General features: G+C 39.5%; 20 protein-coding genes and 2 tRNA genes. 11 read left to right on the top strand and 11 right to left on the bottom strand.

Annotation, left to right across the window (positions count from 1 at the left end):
* Positions 1-236 precede the first annotated feature (236 nt).
* The 4 genes from AAEY55_RS10805 to AAEY55_RS10790 all read left to right on the top strand — a co-directional run bounded on the left by AAEY55_RS10805 (position 237) and on the right by AAEY55_RS10790 (position 1,632).
* The gene (locus tag AAEY55_RS10805; RefSeq protein ID WP_167376929.1) at positions 237-377 is read left to right on the top strand and encodes a hypothetical protein; all 141 of its coding nucleotides are present in this window, start codon (positions 237-239) and stop codon (positions 375-377) included.
* A 219-nt stretch (positions 378-596) separates the two neighbouring features.
* Positions 597-687 (top strand) — tRNA-Ser (locus AAEY55_RS10800).
* A 57-nt stretch (positions 688-744) separates the two neighbouring features.
* Positions 745-837, top strand: a tRNA-Ser gene (locus AAEY55_RS10795).
* A gap of 306 nt (positions 838-1,143) precedes the next feature.
* Complete coding sequence (locus AAEY55_RS10790; protein WP_089367534.1) at positions 1,144-1,632, top strand: RNA-binding protein; 489 nt, start codon at positions 1,144-1,146, stop codon at positions 1,630-1,632.
* On the opposite strand, the gene AAEY55_RS10785 is transcribed toward AAEY55_RS10790, so the two are convergent.
* Positions 1,616-2,740, bottom strand: a complete 1,125-nt coding sequence (locus tag AAEY55_RS10785) for an aminotransferase class V-fold PLP-dependent enzyme (RefSeq protein ID WP_089367533.1) — start codon at positions 2,738-2,740, stop codon at positions 1,616-1,618. The two genes, AAEY55_RS10790 and AAEY55_RS10785, sit on opposite strands and share 17 nt — an antisense overlap.
* Position 2,741: 1 nt before the next feature.
* Positions 2,742-3,911: a monodechloroaminopyrrolnitrin synthase PrnB family protein gene (locus tag AAEY55_RS10780; RefSeq protein ID WP_089367532.1), complete on the bottom strand. Its 1,170-nt coding sequence runs from the start codon at positions 3,909-3,911 to the stop codon at positions 2,742-2,744.
* A gap of 137 nt (positions 3,912-4,048) precedes the next feature.
* Between AAEY55_RS10780 and AAEY55_RS10775 the strand changes: the two genes are divergently transcribed.
* The 4 genes from AAEY55_RS10775 (at position 4,049) to AAEY55_RS10760 (ending at position 9,798) form a co-directional block, all read left to right on the top strand.
* Positions 4,049-4,504: an Lrp/AsnC family transcriptional regulator gene (locus AAEY55_RS10775; protein ID WP_011326781.1), complete on the top strand. Its 456-nt coding sequence runs from the start codon at positions 4,049-4,051 to the stop codon at positions 4,502-4,504.
* A gap of 74 nt (positions 4,505-4,578) precedes the next feature.
* Entirely contained in the window at positions 4,579-7,296 is a 2,718-nt protein-coding gene (locus AAEY55_RS10770; RefSeq protein WP_350551246.1) for an ATP-binding protein, read from the top strand.
* On the top strand, positions 7,286-8,656 hold the full coding sequence (locus tag AAEY55_RS10765; RefSeq protein WP_011326779.1) for a carboxylesterase: 1,371 nt from the start codon (positions 7,286-7,288) through the stop codon (positions 8,654-8,656). The genes AAEY55_RS10770 and AAEY55_RS10765 overlap by 11 nt, the downstream gene beginning before the upstream one ends.
* Positions 8,657-8,658: 2 nt before the next feature.
* On the top strand, positions 8,659-9,798 hold the full coding sequence (locus tag AAEY55_RS10760) for a GNAT family N-acetyltransferase (RefSeq protein WP_011326778.1): 1,140 nt from the start codon (positions 8,659-8,661) through the stop codon (positions 9,796-9,798).
* Here AAEY55_RS10760 and AAEY55_RS10755 read toward each other — a convergent pair.
* Entirely contained in the window at positions 9,775-10,365 is a 591-nt protein-coding gene (locus AAEY55_RS10755) for a DUF938 domain-containing protein (RefSeq protein ID WP_089367530.1), read from the bottom strand. The genes AAEY55_RS10760 and AAEY55_RS10755 overlap by 24 nt on opposite strands.
* A 291-nt stretch (positions 10,366-10,656) precedes the next feature.
* On the opposite strand from AAEY55_RS10755, the gene AAEY55_RS10750 reads away from it, so the two are divergent.
* The 3 genes from AAEY55_RS10750 (at position 10,657) to AAEY55_RS10740 (ending at position 13,083) form a co-directional block, all read left to right on the top strand.
* The gene (locus AAEY55_RS10750; RefSeq protein ID WP_011326776.1) at positions 10,657-12,033 is read left to right on the top strand and encodes an aspartate ammonia-lyase; all 1,377 of its coding nucleotides are present in this window, start codon (positions 10,657-10,659) and stop codon (positions 12,031-12,033) included.
* Between the two features lie 113 nt (positions 12,034-12,146).
* The gene (locus AAEY55_RS10745) at positions 12,147-12,668 is read left to right on the top strand and encodes a hypothetical protein (RefSeq protein ID WP_172459217.1); all 522 of its coding nucleotides are present in this window, start codon (positions 12,147-12,149) and stop codon (positions 12,666-12,668) included.
* Between the two features lie 10 nt (positions 12,669-12,678).
* Positions 12,679-13,083 (top strand): hypothetical protein, encoded by a 405-nt coding sequence (locus AAEY55_RS10740; protein ID WP_011326774.1) that lies wholly within the window; start codon positions 12,679-12,681, stop codon positions 13,081-13,083.
* Between the two features lie 25 nt (positions 13,084-13,108).
* Here AAEY55_RS10740 and AAEY55_RS10735 read toward each other — a convergent pair whose 3' ends face one another.
* The 8 genes from AAEY55_RS10735 to AAEY55_RS10700 form a co-directional block, all read right to left on the bottom strand.
* Positions 13,109-13,294, bottom strand: a complete 186-nt coding sequence (locus AAEY55_RS10735; protein WP_011326773.1) for a hypothetical protein — start codon at positions 13,292-13,294, stop codon at positions 13,109-13,111.
* 55 nt (positions 13,295-13,349) lie between these two features.
* Entirely contained in the window at positions 13,350-13,670 is a 321-nt protein-coding gene (locus tag AAEY55_RS10730) for a hypothetical protein (protein ID WP_041454305.1), read from the bottom strand.
* Positions 13,667-14,305: a DUF4178 domain-containing protein gene (locus tag AAEY55_RS10725; RefSeq protein WP_011326771.1), complete on the bottom strand. Its 639-nt coding sequence runs from the start codon at positions 14,303-14,305 to the stop codon at positions 13,667-13,669. The genes AAEY55_RS10730 and AAEY55_RS10725 overlap by 4 nt, the downstream gene beginning before the upstream one ends.
* Before the next feature lie 74 nt (positions 14,306-14,379).
* The gene (locus AAEY55_RS10720) at positions 14,380-15,072 is read right to left on the bottom strand and encodes a PspA/IM30 family protein (RefSeq protein WP_011326770.1); all 693 of its coding nucleotides are present in this window, start codon (positions 15,070-15,072) and stop codon (positions 14,380-14,382) included.
* A gap of 24 nt (positions 15,073-15,096) precedes the next feature.
* Complete coding sequence (locus AAEY55_RS10715; RefSeq protein ID WP_011326769.1) at positions 15,097-15,510, bottom strand: YjfI family protein; 414 nt, start codon at positions 15,508-15,510, stop codon at positions 15,097-15,099.
* A gap of 79 nt (positions 15,511-15,589) precedes the next feature.
* Entirely contained in the window at positions 15,590-17,311 is a 1,722-nt protein-coding gene (locus AAEY55_RS10710; RefSeq protein ID WP_011326768.1) for a polyamine aminopropyltransferase, read from the bottom strand.
* Positions 17,312-17,315: 4 nt separating this feature from the next.
* Entirely contained in the window at positions 17,316-18,215 is a 900-nt protein-coding gene (locus AAEY55_RS10705) for a DUF350 domain-containing protein (protein ID WP_011326767.1), read from the bottom strand.
* A 26-nt stretch (positions 18,216-18,241) separates the two neighbouring features.
* The gene (locus tag AAEY55_RS10700) at positions 18,242-19,174 is read right to left on the bottom strand and encodes a hypothetical protein (RefSeq protein ID WP_011326766.1); all 933 of its coding nucleotides are present in this window, start codon (positions 19,172-19,174) and stop codon (positions 18,242-18,244) included.
* Positions 19,175-19,708 lie beyond the last annotated feature (534 nt).

Below are 19,708 nucleotides of genomic sequence, written 5' to 3'. Positions count from 1 at the left end.
TTTATCGCATTAAAAATAAAAACAAACACAGAGACCCCATAACAAAAGGGATTTAAAAACTAACGGCGTGAATAAAAATGCAAAAACACCCAAACCCACCAAGTGAACGGCAGGTTAATAAAATCCTTTCGGATTAAAATAACTAATGCTTCGAACTCAATTTTTATCGCTTTATTTTTAAACAATTAAGAGGCAGAATGCCCCTGTTTTCACCAACCACAACTCGGAGTTAAGTAATGAACCCAATTAACACATTAAATGAAACAGCTGCTACTCACATTGCCGTTAAACCAACAAATCGTAAAGCTAAAATGTTAGCAAAGCTTAATCGCTTCGGTAAAAGACTCGCTCTTGGTAGCACAGCTCAATATAAATAGTCACACAACCATGACTATTTATACGGTGCAGCAAGCACCCAACCACTAAATAAAGCTTCTTATTTAGCTCCCACTGCTTGCTGCAACCTATTTAATTTTACTAAAATTGTCTTTATTTCCCCTTATTTACAAAAAAAACCTCATTTTAGCCTAAATTTTAAGCAAACAGTCTTTTTGCTATTTACACATGCGTATGACCTAAGTATTATTCTGCGTCACGGAGAGATGGCAGAGTGGTCGAATGCACCGGTCTTGAAAACCGGCATAGGTTTGTAGCCTATCTAGGGTTCAAATCCCTATCTCTCCACCACATTTATATTGGTGGCTTTAATTTTTATTTCCATCAATAAAAAAACGGTTATGCGTTGGAGAGGTGTCCGAGTGGCCGAAGGAGCTCCCCTGCTAAGGGAGTATAGAGTTTGTAGCTCTATCGAGGGTTCGAATCCCTCCCTCTCCACCATACTTAATTTAAACCACTTAGTTGTGGTTTTTTTGTGCCTATAATTTAACACCAAGACTAAATTGGGAGGGTGAGATCCCTCGACAGGGTTCAACAAAATGTCGGGAACATTTTGGGCCGCTGCAAGCGTCGAGCAGCGATTGATTACATGGAGGTAAGCAAGTCTATCCCTCCCTCTCCACCATATTTAATTTAAACCACTTAGTTGTGGTTTTTTATGCCTATAATTTATAAAACTAAACAAATTGTACCAAACTATAACTTAGGGCATGATTAACTTAACTTTAAGCCAATTTAGGTTTAACTATGATCCGGGTTATATTGCTATCAATTTGCTTAACCGCGCCAACCTTTAGCTTGGCAGAAAACATTACTGTTTATAAATGCGTTATTAAAGGTGTTCCTACATTTAGCCAGCTGCCCTGTGCTCTAGATGCACAAGCCATTACGCTAAAAAATATTAATGTAACCACAGCCTATAGCAATACAACTGCTAGCAGTAAAATTACAGATACTTCTGTTGATGATTACTTAAAAACGCAGCAAATTAATCGTGATATAAAACGCTACCAACTGGCTATTAAACAATATCAGCAGCAATACACAGAAAAAAAACAGCAAATTGATTACATGACGCAAGATAAAGCCAATCGTTTAGGGGCTTCCTCTATTGCCAATGCGATTGCAACTAAAACATCAGCTCTTAAACAGTCATACGATGCTTTAATTGGGCAAGCACAGCAACAAATAGAGGCGTTAAATCAGCAAAAAGAGCAACTTAGTCAACAACCTTAATCGCTTTTTTTATAACCGCTATAAACTTATGTATTGCGTCGGCGCTATTATATATATGCGGTGAAACTCGTATACCAAGCTTTCTGGCATCCACACTAATCCCTGCACTATTAAGCTCATTCAATACATGTTGTTGCTGCATGTTAAAGTTTAAAATAGCAGTACCACTGCATTGATGCTGCAGCGTGGGCGACACAACATATTTACCCAACTGTTGCTGAATAAGCGCAAGCATTGCTAAATTATGCGACCTAACTTTATCAATTCCCAATGCGGCAAAATAGGCAATACTATTGGCTGCAATAATATAAGGTACAACTGAGGGAGTACCGCCCCAAAATTTAAGCGCTCCCTTGTTATAAATAAAATGATTTATATCAAACTCAAAGGGATTTTGATGAGAAAACCAGCCAACATCTTTAGGCTCACAAACAGCTATTTGCTGTGGGTTAACCCATAAGTAAGCAGCACCAGGGCCGCCACATAGCCATTTAACGCTAGAGCCAATCATAAAGTCAGCATTTAAGGCGGTTAAATCAAGCGGTATCACCCCTGCAGATTGCGCAACGTCAATGATTGATAAGCTATTCGTTTTTTTACTCAAAGCAACAATATCGTGTACAGGGGCTTGTACCCCTGTATTTGAATATACGTGACTGATAAAAACTAAATCTATGTTATCCGTTAAATAACGCTGCCAAACGGTAATATCGGTTAAGTTTTCATATTCAGGAATAAATGTTATTTGCGCGCATTTTGGCAAAGCTTTTTGCATCGCAAAGCCCATACTTGGAAAGTCGCTTTGCGTCATTAATACTTTGCAATTTTTTTGCTGTAATCGCGGATGCGACATTAACAATTTGGTTAAGCCGCTGGATAAGTTAACTTGTGGACAAAATTGCTCGCTAGGCGCATTAAATAACTGCCCTAATGCGGTATTAAATTGCTCGACTGCAGGTAACCATTGCTGCCAGGGTTCTTTATTTGACGATTCCCACGGCGAAAAATAATGAGCCGCTAAATGCTGCTGACTATTTTTCAGTGGACGCCCTACTGAGTGGCTTAATAAATAACAGCCTTCGGCCATACAAAAATCGTGTTGATTCATCTTATTTAATCCACTGTTTTAGCAAGTTTATATCGTCGTAACGTGTTTTTATATCGTCGCGTTTAGCGCTGGCACGTTTATCACGGAGTTTTTCTAACGAATCGAGCAAAACATGTAATGGTGGGCCACTGGCTGTTACTTTACTCATATGTTGCTGTTGCATTTGCTTTGACGGTTGCGCAATAAATTTTTCAACCAATTGATTATGATGACCGATTGCAGTGTCACCATGTAATTTACACACCTGAATAAATAGCTTTGCGTGGTATTTAAACCAGTCATTGTCTTTATATTGCTGCGCCTGTAAAAAGTCATCCATAAAGCTTTGCATGCGCATTGCTTCGCGCAATATTTGCTGATCTTCTGGCATCATATATAAAAACTTATCCACCAGCATTTGTGAATAACTTGGCTCGTTGGCATTACACAGCCCAAGTAGCATATCGATAACGTTTATGCCGGCAAAATCTCCCGCATTAGCACCTCTGTATATCTCATTGCCTACTCGATGCGGTTTATAATAAGGGCGCACACAATTAAAAAAGCGCTCTGTGTCTAACTGAGTATAAAGTGCATTATTCGATTCAATTACATCTATTAACGCTTGTTTTGCTACTTTTAATAGCTCGGCACAGGTGGGGTGCGAAATACCTAATGGTAATATTTTTAATAATGCATCGCTGGCGCGTTTATATGCCAAAATACCTTGGGTGTTGTAATCAATAAATAGTTTTTCGTCGGGTAAATTAGTAAAACGTTTATACGTGCCATTTAGCGCTTTATTGTGCGTGGTTAAATGGGCAGTCGCAAAGCGTGGCGTTACTCCAATAGAGGCACCTATATGCATTGCTAGTGCCGACGCTTCTACCAATGGCGATGTGGTCTCACGGCTTGGCTCGGTAATTTCATGACGACGACACGCCGCCATAAAAAGCCCTACATTACCGAGCAAATCAAACGCACTATCAAAACCTTCATCGGTATTTCCCTCCGCTAATAAATTACTTATTAATGCGTTACCTTCATCTTTTAATTGCTGTTTTAAAGGCTCTCCCAACCCCTCTACATTGGCTTTATCATCTTGTTGCCAGTAAAGTTGCTCAAGCTCGCTGTTTATCTGTGGGAAGGCGCTTCTTATCCATCGATCAAAAATGGCTGTATGGGTGCTCATTATTGTTTCCTGTTATTATAGTTATCACTAAATGCTAACAGAGTTTAATGAGGGTAAAACGCTAAAAAAATTAGTAATTATCAACATCATTAGCAATAATCACTACAAATATAAAAATAATTAATAAGAATCTATATATGCTCGATAAAAAAGATCAGCAATTGCTCATTGCCTTACAAGCCAACGCCAGAATGTCTGTTGCAGATCTTGCCAGTCATATTAGCCTCTCAGATACGCCCTGCCTTAGACGAATTAAAAAGCTAGAACAAGCTAGTATTATTACCGGCTACCACGCTGCTATTAACCCCAAGGCACTTAAACTAAACGTTTTGGTGTATGCATTTGTACGTTTAAATCAAAATTCGGCCAGTGCTGCCCGGCAATTTGAGCAACACGTAGAAAAGCTCACTCATGTGCTAGAGTGTTCGGTAATATCGGGAAGTTACGACTATTTACTAAAAATAATTGCGCATGATTTAGAAAGCTATGAGCAGTTTGTTAAGCATCAACTAGGGAGCTTAAGCTGTATCGCTAATATAGAATCAACCGTGGTGTTAAAGCAGTCTTTTAGCAAAAAACAATTACCATTATAAAAAATACCGCAAATAACTTACTGTTAGCTATACTGATATTTTAAATTGGGAATATTACTTGTACAGGGATTTATGTGAAAAATTTTAACTCCAAGTATTACTCTAGTGTTTTTTACATTATTTTTTCTTTAGCCTATTTTTTTGTAGGAGTAATACTTACCAAGCTAACCTTTAACTCGCAAATTATTCCGGTTTGGTTACCTGCTGGTATAGCCTTAGTTGGCTGCTTTGTGTGGTGGTGGCGATTTATTCCTGCGCTATTTTTAGCGGCTCTCGCATTTAATTTAAATTTTTTTGCTAATACAACTCATGAAATGGTATTGGTAGGAAATTCATTAAACGAGGCTATGTATATTGCCTTTGGGGTGGTATTGCAGGCCATGGTTGGGGCCGCAATATTAAAGTTTTGGTTAGGCCACCCTCTGCGCCTTAAAAAGCGCCAAAACATTATTTATTTTATTGTAGTTGTAGGTGTTTTAGTCAGTTTAATTTCGGCTAATTTTGGCGTGTTTGCACTAAGCCAATTTAATGCAATGTACAGTGCAGATAATCACTGGAAAAACACAACTTACTGGTGGTTAGGTGATATTTTAGGGGTGTTAATTGCCACTCCATTTTTACTTTCGTTATTACCAGAGAAGTCTGATAACTATAATATTTCGGTGCTACCGACACTTTCGGTATGTTGCATTTTATTTGTATCAGTAGCGGCCACCACACAATTATACGATAGTGAAAGCCGTATTAATGCGATAAAAATTGCTGAGCGCGAAGTGCAAGTGATAGAAAACAGCCTGTACCGCTATACTAATCGCAGCATTATTGCTGTGCAAAGTTTAGCTAGCCAAGTTCAGTCATCGCCAACATTAAGCCAGCAAGACTTTAATCTATATGCCAACACCCTACTTGCTAAGCACTCATTTATAAAAGCTTTATCATGGAATGTAAAAATCCCATCTCATCAACGCCAAGCATTCTCTAAAGAAATTTCAAGCATTTATAACTTAAATTATGATGTTATTGGTGAACCTTTAGAGCCAAACGATCCACTCGTTATTGTAAAATATATAGCACCGCTTAATAGCAACCAAAAAGCAATTGGGTTTAATGTATATTCAAACCCAGATCGCAAAGCATCCTTACTCAACCCCGCAATAAAGTATCAGCCAGTGGGAACTAAAATAATTCAACTCGTACAAACTGAGCACTCTGATGCTGCTTACTTATTATTTGCGCCTGTATATTCTCAATCCAATGAAAAAGAAACCATTAAAGGCTATGCCACAGGCGTATTTTTAGTCCCTCAAATTATTAAGCAGGCCATTACTGAGCAGCAGTCTAAAATGTTTTCGATTGCTATTTATGAAGATATAAACAAACCCGCATTTTACAGTAACTCAAACAATCTTAATGTTGCACAAGGCAGTAAGCTAATATCGTTTAATGTCGATTTTGGCGGGCAACAATGGATCGTAAAACTGGCACTTAAAGATGCCTTTTTAGCTCAACATAATAATCAACTCACCTTACTGCTGCTGATACTTCAAGTAGTTGTATGCTCATTAATTTTATTGATTTTACTACTGTTTAATCAGCAGCAAATTGCACTTACTCGCCAAGTAGCAGAGCGTACTTATTCGTTAGCACAAGCAAAAAAGCAATCTGATTTGGCTAACCGGGCTAAGAGTCAATTTTTAGCTAATATGAGCCATGAAATACGCACGCCACTAAATGCTGTTATTGGCTTTTCTTCGCTTGCCCGTAAAGAAGACGACGCCAATACCCTAATTGATTATTTAGATAAAATAAATTCGTCATCTAAAAGCTTATTAAATTTGATAAACGATATTCTCGATATATCTAAAATTGAATCAAAACGGCTAGTGCTTGAACGTATTCCATTTGATTTAACCTCACTTATTCAGCGCATTAATACTATGTTTGAACAAAGTGCTGCAAGCAAAGCAATTGTGTGGAAAATAAATAGCAATATCCCTAAAGACACTTGGTTTGTTGGCGATCCAATGCGATTAGAGCAAATAATGCTTAATTTATGCAGTAACGCTATTAAATTTACTAACGCTGGCAGTGTTACTTTAAATGTAGATACGCAACTTATTGCGCCCAATAAAGCACAGCTAACAATTGCCGTTATTGATACCGGAATAGGTATAAAAGCAACTCAACATGAAAAGTTATTTAGTGCATTTACTCAAGCCGATAACTCTACTTCTCGGCAGTTTGGTGGCACCGGCCTTGGGTTAGCCATAGCCAAAGAGCTTAGTGTATTAATGAATGCAAATATAGCGCTACATAGCGAGCTTGATAAAGGCTCTACTTTTACATTTACATTAGAAATAGAGACGGTTAAAGCGCAAGAACCTCTTATAAAACCTACAGATAATACTAATATAGCCGCTTTAAAAATTTTAGTGGCCGAAGATAACCCGGTTAATCAAATGGTTATAAAAGCCATGCTTGGCTCACTAAAAATTGTGCCACAGGTTGTTGAAAATGGTGAGCTTGCAGTTAATATTATAAAAAAACAGCATTTTGACCTCGTGCTTATGGATTGCCAAATGCCAGTAATGGATGGCTATAGAGCAACGGCCCTAATCAGGCAATTTAAAACGGCTGAGGAACTGCCAATTGTTGCCTTAACTGCCGACGTTATGCCCGAAGACAAAGCACACGCTCAGGCGGTTGGTTTTAATCAACACCTTGCAAAACCGCTTGAACTAATTAAGCTAACCGAGTGTCTTGCTCAATATGCAGTGGTTTATGAACAATAATAGTGTGTTTTTAAAAATATTTTTAACTTGTATGCTTAGCTTTTTGCCTCACTTAGCTGTCGCTGAAAATTGTATTGCGCAGGCAAGCGATTTTGAATTTATTAAAAAGAGTAAACAGCAAGGCCTATTACGCTATACAAAGGATCACCACCAAGCGTATTTTGATTACCAAGCGCGTGCCCCATTTAATAGCTACCTCAATCATGCGTATCAGTATATTAGTGTAGCTAATCCTCGCGCTGCTATGCCATGCCCTGTATTTACTCAAACGTATCAGCAACTAGTTACTCAAGGCAGTCGTAAGCCTAACCCCACTATTGCCGACATTATTGCTCCTTTTGAGTTAAAACATTCACAAAGTAAAAAAGCGGTATTACTCGTGCACGGCCTTACCGACTCTCCTTTTACCTATCACGATTTAGCCCAAGTGTATTATCAGCAAGGTTATACCGTACGCACTATTTTGTTACCCGGCCACGGCAGTGCTGCTAGTGCGTTACAAGATGTAGACCTACAGCAATGGCAACAAGCTGTGCGTTACGCTATAGAGCGCACAACACAAGACTTTGATGAGGTTATTTTAGGGGGCTACTCTACGGGGGCCGCACTACTTATAGACTATGCAATCACGCAAGCGCTTTCATCAAAAATAACGGCGCTTATGTTATTTTCACCGGGCTCCGAGCCGCATAATAAACAAGGTTGGATAGCCAAGTGGCTTGATTTAATCCCATTTTTAAATTGGATAGATAAAGACGCCGATGTTGATTTTGCTAAGTATGAGTCGTTTCCACTCAATGCTGCAGCAGCCTCATATGATGCAATGTCATTGGTTAGCATTAAAAACTTAAGTAAGCGCCCTGCTTTGGCATTGCCTGTATTTAGCGTAATAAGCGATATTGACGCGACAATTGATAGCCATGCCACCCTTAAATTATTAAATGCACTACATAATACTAATTTAAGTCGCTATAAAAAACTCGATACCCTAGTGCTTTATGGTAGCAGCACTATTTTACCCCCAAATTTTGCAGCAGATTACAGAGTATTAAATCCGCAGTGTGCCAGCGAAGCATGTCTAAAAATCCATGGTATATCGCATATTGCCATTGTTAACTCACCACAAAATCCGCATTATGGTATTAGTGCCTCTTATCGTAATTGCGGCAGTTTTATTGGCGGCGAAAAGTTATATAAAACCTGTAAAACCACAAAAAGCCCGCAACTTGGAGAACGTACAGCTGCTAACTTAAAGCAATATCCCACCTTACAACGATTAACCTATAACCCCTTTTTTCCTGAGCTTAAAAAACAAATAAGCACCTTTATAAAAAACGTAGAACACGCACAAGGTAAGTAGTAATGGCGACATTTTCGCATCAATGGTTTAGTAGTATTAATCAAATAGAGCGAGCGCATTGGCAACGTTTGTTTGGCGACGAGCCATTTACCCAACATGCTTTTTTATACGCATTAGAGCAAAGTCAGTGTGTTAATCAACAAAGTGGTTGGCAGCCTTATCACTTAGCTATTTTTGAGGGCGAAAATATTATTGCGCTGGCACCTGGCTATTTAAAAAGCCACTCTTACGGTGAATATGTGTTTGATTGGGCCTGGGCAGAAGCATACGAGAAACATGGCTTAGAGTACTACCCTAAATGGTTATGCGGTGTGCCATTTTGCCCCATTGAAGGTAGCCGTATTGCTATAGAGCACAGCAATCCTAGTTTAGTGTATAAATACATTACAGAGTTACTAAACCTGCACAGCAAAGAGCAAGGCTGGTCTGGTTGGCACGTTAATTTTTGCAACTTAGCCCAAGCCACACACCTCACTGAGCAACACGCTATGCTTAGAGTGGGTGTGCAATTTCAGTGGTTTAATAAAGGCTTTACATGCTTTGACGATTTTTTAAATACGCTTAATTCACGTAAGCGTAAATCACTAAAAAAAGAACGCAGCAAAATAACCCAACAAAACATTACTATTGAATGGCTGCAAGGGATGCAAATTACGCCTGAAATTATGCAGCTATTTTGCGAATTTTATCAACGTACTTATTTAAAACGCTCTGGCCACTTAGGCTATTTAAATATGCCCTTTTTTAAGCTTTTACATGCGCTAATGGCCGACAAGCTAGTCATTATGCTAGCCAAAAAAGAAGACGCTATTATTGCCGCAACCCTTAGCCTAATAGGAGCAGATACACTGTATGGGCGGTATTGGGGGGCAAGCGAAGAGGTAGATTCTCTGCACTTTGAACTATGCTATTACCAAGGGATTGAGTTTGCAATAAAGCATAACCTCAGCTGTTTTCATTCAGGGGCACAAGGTGAGCATAAAATAGCACGCGGTTTTGCCCCTGTATTAACCTACTCAGCTCACCATATAGTTGATAATAACTTTAGCAACGCAATTAGCGATTACTTAAAACGTGAACGCCAGCATATTAATATTTATAAAGATCAATGCAGCGCATTACTGCCGTTTAAAAATCAGTAACTGATTATTAGCAGGCATGGCTATATCACTTATTAACGTTAGCCCTGCTTGCTTTGCTAATAGCTCAACTGCTGCAAAATCTCTAATACCGCTAAGTGGGTCGCGCTCTATTAAAAAGCGATTAAAGTCGTTATTACTTTGGCTAGTAAACTCGCCTTTATATTTAAATGGCCCGTAAATACATACTATGCCTTGGTCATTTAAATGCTGTTTTACACCCGCAAAAAAATGCTCTACAAGTTGCCAGCTTACAATATGAAAAGTATTAGCCGTGTAAATAGCATCCACTTTATCTATTGGCCACGCATTGTTTAAGTCAAGTTCAAGGGGAGCATGTAAATTGGTTAAATTAACCTCGCGGTGCCATAAATTAATACCTTCATGATTAATCGCTCTGTCGCTGCTATACCATTGTAAATGCGGCAACTGCTGAGCAAAGTACACGCTGTGCTGACCTGTACCTGAGCCTATTTCGAGCACCGTTTTGGCATTCGCTAACACAGATTTTAACTGCGCTAAAATAGGCTGTTTATTATTTTCACACGCTTGTGAGAATGGCTTGATCATTTTTACTCTCAAGGTTAAAGACTGATGCGCAACAGTAAAACAAATTTAGCGTATTTTGTCGTGCGCTAATGTACGCTTTAAAGCCAGTTAATTAATCTATACTTTTATAGCTGTACTTTACATTGAAACACCTAGCTCAAAATGTAATGATAACTATTATCAAATAACCCTTGCAATTTACCACACCAGCCTACAGATAGAGTACAAGGTTTACTTACAATAAATAATTACCAAGCGAGTGCGTAATGAGCATTCTCAGCCGCTGGTTTAATCCTTTTAAGGAAGAATATTATGACTCAGTTTAGAACAGAATCAGATAGCATGGGCGAGTTACAAGTCCCTGCTAATGCACTATATCAAGCGCAAACTCAGCGCGCTGTGAATAATTTTGCCATCAGTGGTTTAGCTATGCCTAAGCAGTTTATAACCGCCCTTGCTTACATTAAACAAGCGGCAGCGCAGAGCAACTTTGAGCTTGGGCACCTAAGCAAAACTAAAGCTAAAGCAATAGAGCAAGCATGCCAAGAAATTATTGATGGTAGCCATTATGAGCATTTCCCGGTCGATATATTTCAAACTGGCTCGGGTACTAGCTCAAATATGAATGCCAATGAAGTGATTGCCACTTTAGCAAGCCGGCTAGGCGATGAAAGCATTCATCCTAATGATGATGTAAACATGGGGCAAAGCTCTAACGATGTGATCCCTACTGCCATTGCCCTGAGCAGCGCAATAAATGTGGTGTACGAATTACTCCCTTCACTAGAAAAACTATCACAGCATTTAGAACACAAAAAAGCCGAGGTTGGCGCTATAGTAAAAACCGGCCGCACTCATTTAATGGATGCTATGCCGGTTACTTTTGGGCAAACTCTAAGTGCCTGGCAAACGCAAATTAACCATGCCGCGGCTGGTATAAGGCATAGCCTAGAGCGTGTTTGCGAACTAGCGCAAGGTGGTACCGCTGTAGGAACAGGTATTAATGCCGATCCACAATTTGCACCGCTATTTGCTAAAAATCTCAGTGCCAACGTAGGTATTAGATTTACGCCTAGCAGTAACTTTTTTTACAATATTGGTTCGCAAGATGCCATTGTCGCGCTTTCAGGGCAATTAAAAGTACTTGCTGTAGCGCAAATGAAAATAGCCAACGACTTGCGCTGGATGAACTCTGGTCCATTAGCTGGTTTAGGTGAAATAGAGCTTGAAGCACTGCAACCCGGATCATCTATTATGCCCGGCAAAGTAAACCCAGTGATCCCCGAAGCGGCAGCTATGGTGAGCGCCCAAGTAATTGGTAACGACGCTACAATTACCGTTGCCGGCCAAGCAGGTAATTTTGAGCTAAATGTAATGCTGCCGGTAATTGCTTATAATATTTTACAAAGTATAGAGTTACTCGCTAATAGCGCCCAAGCACTGGGAGATAAAGCCATTGCTAGCTTTACAGTAAATCAGCTAAATATTGATAAGGCACTGGCTAAAAATCCTATTTTAGTAACCGCGCTAAATCCGGTGATCGGTTATGAAAAAGCAGCCAAAATAGCGAAACAAGCATATAAAGAAGCTCGCCCAATTATTGATGTTGCCGAGCAAGAAACTGATTTATCGCGCAGCGAGCTCGAAAAGCTACTTAACCCCAGCAAGTTAACCCAAGGCGGGCTGTAAATATTCACAGTAATTAATAACGGCTTTAATTGCTTGATAATAGAGTTTTTATTGCCGTAACAAATGCACAGTGTATGATAGTGGTGAATAATTCACCACTATCAGGATTTGTTATGCGTACACCATTGCTAGCTATATTTTTACCACTGTGTTTAACCGCTTGTTTAGATAACCCCGTAGCAGAAACAGAAAAAACAACTGCCAGCGAAGCAACAACGTCATCGCAGCAAAAACTACAACAACTGCAAAAAAGTAACAAAGCAGAATTACATGCCCCAGCCGAAAAACTATCAAATACTGCCATGAAAACAGTTACTCTTGATGACATTAAAACAGCTAAAAATGAATTAAATACGCTCATTGCTAATAAACAATGTGATAGCAGTACGCAGTGCCAAGTAGAAGCTGTAGGTAGCCGAGCATGTGGCGGCCCAAGTAGTTATATAGTGTATTCAACGACAACAGCAACAACTGAGCAAGTCACTGCATTAAGTAAAAAAATCACTACTTTTGAAAGTAACTATAATGCCCAAAATCAAATGGTCAGTATTTGCCAACATTTAACTGCGCCAAGCACGCAGTGTGTAGAAAATAAATGTGTTAAACTTGAAGGCTCAGCAGTAAGTGTATTTTAAGGATAAGGTTATGAGTTGTTTGCCATCAGCAATTAAACTATCAATTGTAAGTATTGCTACTAGTATTTTGTTACTGAGCGGCTGTGCTAGCACAACATCGTCAAGCAATGATCACGGAACGAGTTTAGCGAGTCTTAATAGTCAACTTAACGATATTGTTAGTAACAATAGCTGTACAGCTAGCTTTCAATGTAAAGTGCTTGAAGTAGGTGCGCGTGCGTGCGGTGGGCCAAGTAAGTATACGGTGTACTCAACACTTAATACCCAACAAGAACAAGCTGAGCAGATTGCACAGCAAATAACAGCACAAGAAAACACGCTAAATAAGGCACAAGGCTTAACTGACTGCCCATCAGTGCTTGAAGTACAATCACTATGTATTAATCAGCAATGCCAACCTTTTGAAATAAAATAATGCTGCAAACAATTTAATTTCAGCGTTATCCTAAATATGGGATTAACGCTGAAATAATTACCACCATTACTAAACAAATCCCCGCCTTAATAATATAGTGCATTGGCATTTTGTTAAGCACCCAATACGCATAAATAAAACGCACAAAGTAGCTTGCCGCAGTACCAAATAATGCAAAAATTAGTAAGTAAGCAATTAAAATTATATTCACGGCAACTCGTTATTTTATCTTTTTAGTTTAAGGGCATAGCGTCTATAACATAAAACTACTTAATTTTTTTTGTATGAGCAATCAAAAGTTCTGCAACGCGTTGCTTTACTACGCGCTTATCATCACTTTGCACATCAAAACGGCTTGCAAGCTGTGCTATTTCATCGTCGTTTAAATTAAACGATAGACGCTGTCGGGTTTTTTTAGACTTTACATCCAAACCGAGTATTTTGCGGATCATATCTGAAGGTGTTAGCTCTTGATCAATCGCTTGCTTTTTTATCGACTTTTGTACTTCGCTACTTAGATCAAATGCCATTTGCGTGGCACGCACTGCCTGCTCTTGGCGTAACCACTTTTCTTTAGCATCACTCACTTAGCGTCTCCTGGAAACAAGTCAACAATGTCGGTAATTGGCCGCGTTAAGGTAAGCGATACTTCGGTTTCGCCACCATCCCAAATCTCAATATTTAAACCAAAGCCTTTATCATCAGACTCTAAACAAATCATTTCACACAGCTCACCACCTTCTTGCTCATAACGTGGAAGAGCTTGATTGCGATAGTCTTTATTATGAAAATAACACACAAATGGCGATTCGCTTTGCTGATAGCTGTTAGCTAAAAACTGCGTAAAACGCTCTGGTATATTTTGCACTGTGATATGCGTTAAAGACTCTTCATCAAAAATACGCGCAAACTGATCAAGGCCAAATATATCTTCTACTTCATCACGTTGTACTTTTATAGAAAAGTTAGCCCATTGCTCACCATCTTCTTGCTCTATTTGTAAAAATACCACTTGGCCGCTGTCACTTTCCAACACAAACTCAGTGTCACTACTGTGTTGATACTGGTAAGTTTGTATATCAATAACGCGAAGAGTTTGCCCTTTTAACCACGCTGGATAAGCAAATGAATCGATGACAGTAAACATGTCACCTTTTTTAAGCTCACTGGCATGATTAAGCTGACGCTCTGGCTCTTTTTTAGATTTGAAAAAATTAAACATAGGAAGGCTGCCTTCTAAGCAAAAAAGGTAACTAAGCTAAAGCCTGGTTACCTTTTTAAATATGAACGTAATTATTAGCTATTTTGCTTGGCTTTAATACGCGCTAAAATATCAGCACTTTTTGGACTGCTGTCGCCAATTCCGGCTTCTGCCATTTTCGCTTTTAAATCGTCGCCGTTTACATCGGCTTCAAGCTCTTTAGCTGCACCTAACTGATCTTGACGGTCTTGCTGGCGTTGCTTAATACGCTCAAGTGATTGGCGAGCCGATGTCATAGACGAGCTGTTAGTGTTTAATGTGCTGTTTACAGCCATAGTAGCTTGTTGCACGCTTTCTGTGGTTTTAACCATAGTTAGCTGGCGTTGGTTTTCTTTAATCGACTTTTCAGCTTCTTTAACTTGCTGTTTAAGCGCTACAATATGATTGCTAAAACCAGATAATACTTGTTCGTTCTCTGCTTTTTCAGCTTCAAACTCGCCAATTTTTTCTGCAATTTCTAATGCTAAAGCTTCGTTGCCTTTTTCCAGCGCTTGCCCAGCATAAGCTTCATGCTCAGCAATAGATGCATCTACAGCGCTAATTTTACGCTTAGTTTGCATTTCTTTCGCCATAACTTCTGTTAGGCTTTTTTTAGCACGGTGCAAAGCATTTTGTGCATCTGCAATTTCTTGCTCAAAAATACGGATACCGTTTTTATCTACAATTGCTTCGCCTGCTTCACGCGCGCCGCCACGTACTGCTGTAAATAATTTTTTTAAAATACTCATAATCTTAACTCCACTAAATCGCTACTAATCGTTTAAATACATGGTCACGGCTTCTAGTGCATCAATAGCATTATCGGCTAATGTCACTAGTTCGTGGGTAATGTCATCTAATGATGAATTTACCGACAGTGCGCCAAAAATCGCGTATTTATTATCGATTTTAGCAAATGCACTTAATGGAATTGGCACGTTTAAACGTAGTAATGTTTCGTTTAACTCGTTACGTAATTCCGGCTTAACTTCATCTTCGTCAAACAAGTAGCTAATGCATAATAACTGCTCTTGTGTTTGCGTAACAAAAATTGGAAGCTCATCATTTTCATCAACAATGACTTGTAATACATCTTGCTCACCTGGATTAGCAATCAAGAAAGACTCAAAGTTAGCGCCTTCTGTTTCAAAAGAAGCTAATTTTATTGAAAGTTCATTTAATTCCATGTCTCTGCCTTTTGTCGTTTGACATATTATGTCTGAGTTAAGATTCTCATGGCTGACATATTATGTCAACCATGTTTTATTAGTTTTTATACAACTCGCTTTCTATTTGCCATGCTGTACGGTAATAATCGTACAGTTGGCCAGAGCCTAACCTATTGACTTCAATATCTTTAATATGTTCGAAATAATTATTCGGAAAAATAAAACTAGCCAGTAAATATTCTTTACTGATCCACCTTGATGGTATCGGCATTGCGGTTACATCGTTGATTCGCCCACTAGCCGATTGCCCCATTTTGGTAGCTATAGTCCAGCCCCACTGTCCAAATGAAGGAATGTTTTGTTGATACTGCTCTACATATTCAAATCCAGCCGCTTTAACCGTTTTAGCAATACTTAAAAAGGCTTTTTTAGCATGATAAGGCGAAGTTGACTGCACCGCCATTGCGCCATCTGGTGCTAGTAATTGGCGTACATGATTATAAAAGTAGTCACTATACATTTTATTTAAATCGGGATGATTAGGGTCAGGTAAATCAATTAAAATAGTATCAAATTGCTTTGCCTGATCGAGCAACTTTTCAACTTCTAAAAAGGCATCACCAACAATAATATCTGCACGCGGATCATGCATAGATTTGCTATTAAGGCTTAACAACCGCTGGCTAATATCTTCAGGCGAAGTAAATTCAGCATCTTTATGGCCAAACAAATTAAGCAATTGCCCATCAAGGTCAATCAGGGTTACTTTGCTCACCGGCCACTTTAAAACATCTCTAAGTGCCAGCCCATCGCCACCGCCAATGATCAGTACCCGCTCATGACGGTTTGACGCCAACATAGCCGGGTAAACTAACATTGAATGATATATTTGCTCATCAACACTAGAGAACTGTAAGCGCCCATTTAAGTATAAATCGGTTATTGGCTGCGGCTGATTTTTACTTAACCGCTCGGTTAGTACCACATGTTGATATTTAGTGGCTTGAGAATAAATAACCTTGTCTTTGTATAAAACATTGCTCAAGTTATCCATCCAACTACTGCCCAATACCAATATAAACGCAAATAATACTAGTAATAACAGGTGACACGCTAATAACAGTTTGGCAAAGCGTACATAGGTGTGATACCGCCATAAAAAAGCAAGCCCAGCAATTATATTAAACAGCGCAGTCCACGCGGCTGCTTGCATTATGGGCATAGACAACATAATGCTAACCCAAATAGCCGCGCCAATTCCGGCGCCTATATAGTCGGCACCATAAATTGTTCCTGCGTTATTTTCTAAAAAACGGCCATAAACATGCTGACGAATACGCGCAATAAGCGGTATTTCCATACCAATAAACAAGCCAAGTATAAGGCCAAATACATAGGGTAAAAAACGCGACCACTCTTGTAGCTTTTGAAATACATAGCCATTGAGTACTACGTCGGGAGGTAAATTAAAAATACTCGAAAACATATGCGGCAGTGAATAGCTAACAGCAATAACGCCGGCAATGGCTAAAATACAGCCCATACCAATCAAAGCAATTATACTTTCTAGCCAAGCAAAGGCGGTAAATGCATCTTTAAACCAACGTGCTAAAAATGCGCCAATGCCCATTGCTACTATCATAGTGCCGATCATCGCATAAATAGCGCTTTCTACTGAGCCAAGTACCCGCCCCGCATAATGAGACAGTAAGTATTCATAAATAAGGCCACACCCTGCGAGTACGGCCATAACGGTAATAAGTAAAATATCGTGCCCAAGTAAACTAAATTTACTTGGGCTTTTTATAGTTGATGACACTCGATTATGCGCCTAATAGTGTTGCCATAGTTATACCTACCGCAAATGATAACGCTGCAGAAATAGCGGCTACACCCACATTTTTTTGACGGTTCACTTCATCTGAAATATCACAGCCAGATAAAATTATTTTAATTGTCACTAAGTGCAAAATAATAAATACCAGTAAACTAACTACTGCACTTATAGCCCAGTACAACAAACTCGCATTAATATTATCGGCTACATAAGGCGCAATCCCCGTTGCTGCGGTAATGGCTAATGCGCTGCCAATTAAAAAACCGGCATAACGAATACCCACGGCTAAGTTGCCATCAATAATTGCTTGTTGTAAGCAATCACCACTTTTATTGGTGCGCTTAAACAGCTGTACGCGATATTGGCTCACTAACAACAGCACTAGGCTGCCAATAACAAAAGCAGCAACCACAATTGGTAAACCATGCCAACCGTCGGTAGCCACCCACAGCAATGCCGAGCGAATTACAATGGCGACACTAACAACGTGGCCAAAGTCGATAACAGCCGCAGTCACGTTACCTTTAACTATTTCGCTATGTAAGCTCACTTTACGCAGCGCAACTTTATCTTGAAAGAAATGCCCAAGCTTAATAAGTAAAATAGCCAGTGCACCATAGCCCAACATTTGCAGAGCTTCTTGCTGTAATGACACTGCAAAAGCACCGCTGCTTACACCTGTAAGCACAATCGCCAATGCAACTAAACCCGCAGCAAAACTAATACCAAATGCAAAGTTATCACGCTCAGTAATTTCATCATTAGCATGCAGGTTAGATACCCAACCCTTAATATATTTAAGACTCACAAACAGCAAAACAATAATTGCAAAATCAATCGCCAGCGCTTGTAGTGACCACATTGTTATTCCATTAAATTCATACATATTACTCTAACTCCAACTTTATTCTTTTACTTACCACGGCTCACGCCACGAGAGGTTCTACTACCGCTGTTACGAACTGAGCCCGAGTTATTGCTATAACTACTCGAACGAGAATAACTACTGCGACTTTTAGGTGGTGTGTAGCTACTTCGGCTTAAGCCTGACGCCCCCGTTTTTTTGCTCGCATAAGGGCTAGTAAACTGCTTACCTTGGCGTTGATATGATTGACGCGTACGTGTTTCTAGCGTGCTCTGCGCTTTAATTTGTTTTGGGCTTGAGTAGCGCGTGCGGCCGTAATCATTGTAATAACTATATTTACGACCTCGGCTCCAGCTACCATATTCAACACGATTGAATACATCCCCTAAAATACGATACATACCGTACCATTGCCAAAAGCTAGTACCATTGCTGTTAGATTGCCAGTTACCATAATTAGGATTACCCACCATTTGGTTACCAACTCCAGCGCCTTCAGCTTGCTGACTAATAGCACCAATACGCGCTAAATTACCTTTAGACATATCCGCAAGCATATTAATAGGATCGGTTAACGCATCTGAAAATAACGTAGGCTTTGCAGCTTCGCGCAATAAGTCAATACTGTGCAAAGTATCTTCGTAAGGAGGAATAAGGTAGGTGCCCTTAATATCTTTAAGTCGCTGTGTTAAACCACTATAAAGTGCACCTTGACGAGTGGCGTCAAGGGTAATGACATCAACAACTTTTGAAAGTTCTGGTTGCTGATTTTTAAGCTGAACACCGTATTCTTTAAGTAATAATGCATTACGCAAACTACCATTATCAAGCGCAGTACCTAGCTGTGATAGCTCAACCTCCGCTTTTTTAATCGATTCTTGAATTGTTTTTTGCAGTTGCTCTTCTTTAGATTGGCAACCCATAAGCACCGCAAACAAACAAAACAGGCTGAGAAGTTTCCAAGCTTTAATATTTGACATTCATGTCACCTGATTTACTGAATTAACCTCAGTAGTTTTACACAGGTCACTTATTAAACCAACAGTGAAGTTGCAACAAAATGATTTTAAAAATGAATTTCTAACTTGAGAATACAACGATTGTTAAAGGCTACAGGCTCCTTGAGCTATTTTTGATGCTCTTTATCGTCGGGTGTCGCTACGCTCGCCCGACCTACGTGGGAGATTTGTGTACATCACTCACCCACACTTCACTTTTCTGCAGACGTAAAAAAGCCCGAATATTTTCAATCGGGCTTTCTCGATTTGAAGCCTGGCAATGTCGTGGTGCCCACAGCAGTGGAGAGTCACAGTGCAAATGCGACACACTCATTAGTCAGTGGTGATATTTTTATGATTTGAGTGTCGGGTGTCGCTACGCTCGCCCGACCTACGCGGGAGACTTGTGTACATTACTCACCCACATTTCACTTTTCTCCAGACGTAAAAAAGCCCGACTATTTCTAGTCGGGCTTTCTACAATTTGGAGCCTGGCAATGTCCTACTTTCACATAG

Origin of the sequence: Pseudoalteromonas sp. 120-MNA-CIBAN-0494 (assembly GCF_040308885.1) — a bacterium.
Classification (GTDB): Bacteria; Pseudomonadota; Gammaproteobacteria; order Enterobacterales; family Alteromonadaceae; genus Pseudoalteromonas; species Pseudoalteromonas nigrifaciens.
The sequence above is the reverse complement of the archived record's forward strand: the minus strand, read 5'-3'. Positions and strand labels throughout refer to the sequence as shown.

What these genes read in the sequence shown, in the direction of transcription:
- AAEY55_RS10805 (WP_167376929.1), top strand. Translation starts at nt 237, where the DNA reads ATGAACCCAATTAACACATTAAATGAAACAGCTGCTACTCACATTGCC.
- AAEY55_RS10790 (WP_089367534.1), top strand. Translation starts at nt 1,144, where the DNA reads ATGATCCGGGTTATATTGCTATCAATTTGCTTAACCGCGCCAACCTTT.
- AAEY55_RS10785 (WP_089367533.1), bottom strand. Translation starts at nt 2,740, where the DNA reads ATGAATCAACACGATTTTTGTATGGCCGAAGGCTGTTATTTATTAAGC.
- AAEY55_RS10780 (WP_089367532.1), bottom strand. Translation starts at nt 3,911, where the DNA reads ATGAGCACCCATACAGCCATTTTTGATCGATGGATAAGAAGCGCCTTC.
- AAEY55_RS10775 (WP_011326781.1), top strand. Translation starts at nt 4,049, where the DNA reads ATGCTCGATAAAAAAGATCAGCAATTGCTCATTGCCTTACAAGCCAAC.
- AAEY55_RS10765 (WP_011326779.1), top strand. Translation starts at nt 7,286, where the DNA reads ATGAACAATAATAGTGTGTTTTTAAAAATATTTTTAACTTGTATGCTT.
- AAEY55_RS10760 (WP_011326778.1), top strand. Translation starts at nt 8,659, where the DNA reads ATGGCGACATTTTCGCATCAATGGTTTAGTAGTATTAATCAAATAGAG.
- AAEY55_RS10755 (WP_089367530.1), bottom strand. Translation starts at nt 10,365, where the DNA reads ATGATCAAGCCATTCTCACAAGCGTGTGAAAATAATAAACAGCCTATT.
- AAEY55_RS10750 (WP_011326776.1), top strand. Translation starts at nt 10,657, where the DNA reads ATGACTCAGTTTAGAACAGAATCAGATAGCATGGGCGAGTTACAAGTC.
- AAEY55_RS10745 (WP_172459217.1), top strand. Translation starts at nt 12,147, where the DNA reads ATGCGTACACCATTGCTAGCTATATTTTTACCACTGTGTTTAACCGCT.
- AAEY55_RS10740 (WP_011326774.1), top strand. Translation starts at nt 12,679, where the DNA reads ATGAGTTGTTTGCCATCAGCAATTAAACTATCAATTGTAAGTATTGCT.
- AAEY55_RS10725 (WP_011326771.1), bottom strand. Translation starts at nt 14,305, where the DNA reads ATGTTTAATTTTTTCAAATCTAAAAAAGAGCCAGAGCGTCAGCTTAAT.
- AAEY55_RS10720 (WP_011326770.1), bottom strand. Translation starts at nt 15,072, where the DNA reads ATGAGTATTTTAAAAAAATTATTTACAGCAGTACGTGGCGGCGCGCGT.
- AAEY55_RS10715 (WP_011326769.1), bottom strand. Translation starts at nt 15,510, where the DNA reads ATGGAATTAAATGAACTTTCAATAAAATTAGCTTCTTTTGAAACAGAA.
- AAEY55_RS10705 (WP_011326767.1), bottom strand. Translation starts at nt 18,215, where the DNA reads ATGTATGAATTTAATGGAATAACAATGTGGTCACTACAAGCGCTGGCG.
- AAEY55_RS10700 (WP_011326766.1), bottom strand. Translation starts at nt 19,174, where the DNA reads ATGTCAAATATTAAAGCTTGGAAACTTCTCAGCCTGTTTTGTTTGTTT.